The sequence below is a fragment of the Erwinia aeris genome (genome assembly GCF_041224955.1).
Classification (GTDB): Bacteria; Pseudomonadota; Gammaproteobacteria; order Enterobacterales; family Enterobacteriaceae; genus Erwinia; species Erwinia aeris.
In genome coordinates this window covers 1-3,136 of record NZ_JBGFFX010000026.1, presented here as the reverse complement: position 1 = coordinate 3,136, position 3,136 = coordinate 1, and the positions used below count along the sequence as shown (strand labels likewise).

The following is a 3,136-nucleotide window of genomic DNA, read 5'->3' as shown; positions in this document are numbered from 1 at the left end:
AACGATATGTTCGAGTCTCTCAAATGCTTGCAGCTGACAATCGTCTTTCGGGACGCTTGTGGGTTGTGAGGTTAAGTGACTAAGCGTACACGGTGGATGCCCTGGCAGTCAGAGGCGATGAAGGGCGTGCTAATCTGCGATAAGCGTCGGTAAGGTGATATGAACCGCAACAACCGACGATACCCGAATGGGGAAACCCGGTGCACTTGTGCATCATTGCAGCATGAATACATAGTGCTGCAAGGCGAACCTGGGGAACTGAAACATCTAAGTACCCAGAGGAAAAGAAATCAACCGAGATTCCCCCAGTAGCGGCGAGCGAACGGGGAACAGCCCGGAACCATCATCAGTTTGTGTGTCAGTGGAAGCGTCTGGAAAGTCGCAGGGTACAGGGTGATACTCCCGTACACAAAGGCATGCTTATTGTGGGTTCGAAGAGTAGGGCGGGACACGTGATATCCTGTCTGAAGATGGGGGGACCATCCTCCAAGGCTAAATACTCCTGACTGACCGATAGTGAACCAGTACCGTGAGGGAAAGGCGAAAAGAACCCCGGCGAGGGGAGTGAAACAGAACCTGAAACCGTGTACGTACAAGCAGTGGGAGCCTTCTTAATGGGGGTGACTGCGTACCTTTTGTATAATGGGTCAGCGACTTATATTCTGTAGCAAGGTTAACCGTATAGGGGAGCCGCAGGGAAACCGAGTCTTAACTGGGCGTTAAGTTGCAGGGTATAGACCCGAAACCCGGTGATCTAGCCATGGGCAGGTTGAAGGTTGGGTAACACTAACTGGAGGACCGAACCGACTAATGTTGAAAAATTAGCGGATGACCTGTGGCTGGGGGTGAAAGGCCAATCAAACCGGGAGATAGCTGGTTCTCCCCGAAAGCTATTTAGGTAGCGCCTCGTGAACTCATCTTCGGGGGTAGAGCACTGTTTCGGCTAGGGGGCCATCCCGGCTTACCAACCCGATGCAAACTGCGAATACCGAAGAATGTTATCACGGGAGACACACGGCGGGTGCTAACGTCCGTCGTGAAGAGGGAAACAACCCAGACCGCCAGCTAAGGTCCCAAAGTCATGGTTAAGTGGGAAACGATGTGGGAAGGCACAGACAGCCAGGATGTTGGCTTAGAAGCAGCCATCATTTAAAGAAAGCGTAATAGCTCACTGGTCGAGTCGGCCTGCGCGGAAGATGTAACGGGGCTAAACCATGCACCGAAGCTGCGGCAGCGACACTATGTGTTGTTGGGTAGGGGAGCGTTCTGTAAGCCGTCGAAGGTGGACTGTGAGGTCTGCTGGAGGTATCAGAAGTGCGAATGCTGACATAAGTAACGATAAAGCGGGTGAAAAGCCCGCTCGCCGGAAGACCAAGGGTTCCTGTCCAACGTTAATCGGGGCAGGGTGAGTCGACCCCTAAGGCGAGGCCGAAAGGCGTAGTCGATGGGAAACAGGTTAATATTCCTGTACTCGGTGTTACTGCGAAGGGGGGACGGAGAAGGCTATGTTGGCCGGGCGACGGTTGTCCCGGTTTAAGCGTGTAGGCTTGTGTTCCAGGCAAATCCGGAACACTTCAAGGCTGAGGCGTGATGACGAGGCACTACGGTGCTGAAGCAACAGATGCCCTGCTTCCAGGAAAAGCCTCTAAGCTCCAGGTAACACGGAATCGTACCCCAAACCGACACAGGTGGTCAGGTAGAGAATACCAAGGCGCTTGAGAGAACTCGGGTGAAGGAACTAGGCAAAATGGTGCCGTAACTTCGGGAGAAGGCACGCTGGCGCGTAGGTGGAGGGACTTGCTCCCCGAGCCGAGGCCAGTCGAAGATACCAGCTGGCTGCAACTGTTTATTAAAAACACAGCACTGTGCAAACACGAAAGTGGACGTATACGGTGTGACGCCTGCCCGGTGCCGGAAGGTTAATTGATGGGGTTATCCGCAAGGAGAAGCTCTTGATCGAAGCCCCGGTAAACGGCGGCCGTAACTATAACGGTCCTAAGGTAGCGAAATTCCTTGTCGGGTAAGTTCCGACCTGCACGAATGGCGTAATGATGGCCAGGCTGTCTCCACCCGAGACTCAGTGAAATTGAAATCGCTGTGAAGATGCAGTGTACCCGCGGCAAGACGGAAAGACCCCGTGAACCTTTACTACAGCTTGACACTGAACACTGGTCCTTGATGTGCAGGATAGGTGGGAGGCTTCGAAGCGTGGACGCCAGTCCGCGTGGAGCCGTCCTTGAAATACCACCCTTTAATGGCTGGTGTTCTAACGTGGCCCCGTGATCCGGGGTGCGGACAGTGTCTGGTGGGTAGTTTGACTGGGGCGGTCTCCTCCCAAAGAGTAACGGAGGAGCACGAAGGTCAGCTAATCACGGTCGGACATCGTGAGGTTAGTGCAATGGCATAAGCTGGCTTGACTGCGAGAGTGACGGCTCGAGCAGGTGCGAAAGCAGGTCATAGTGATCCGGTGGTTCTGTATGGAAGGGCCATCGCTCAACGGATAAAAGGTACTCCGGGGATAACAGGCTGATACCGCCCAAGAGTTCATATCGACGGCGGTGTTTGGCACCTCGATGTCGGCTCATCACATCCTGGGGCTGAAGTAGGTCCCAAGGGTACGGCTGTTCGCCGTTTAAAGTGGTACGCGAGCTGGGTTTAGAACGTCGTGAGACAGTTCGGTCCCTATCTGCCGTGGGCGCTGGAGAATTGAGAGGGGTTGCTCCTAGTACGAGAGGACCGGAGTGAACGCACCGCTGGTGTTCGGGTTGTCATGCCAATGGCACTGCCCGGTAGCTAAGTGCGGAAAAGATAAGCGCTGAAAGCATCTAAGCGCGAAACTTGCCTCGAGATGAGTTCTCCCTGTGGCTTTAAGCCACCTGAAGGGACGTTGAAGACGACGACGTTGATAGGCCGGGTGTGTAAGCGCAGCGATGCGTTGAGCTAACCGGTACTAATGACCCGTGAGGCTTAACCTTACAACGCCAGAAGCGTTCTGGTAAGCGTTATGAGAGACGCAACATTTTCAGCCTGTTCACGGATAAACCCGCGCGGCCTCAGGGCGGCGGGGGAAACAGAATTTGCCTGGCGGCTTTAGCGCGGTGGTCCCACCTGACCCCATGCCGAACTCAGAAGTGAA

1 rRNA gene is annotated in these 3,136 nt (G+C 54.4%); it reads left to right on the top strand.

The annotated features are described in order from the left end of the window. The first annotated feature begins 69 nt into the window (after positions 1–69). Positions 70–2,975, top strand: a 23S ribosomal RNA gene (locus tag AB6T85_RS23670). Positions 2,976–3,136 lie beyond the last annotated feature (161 nt).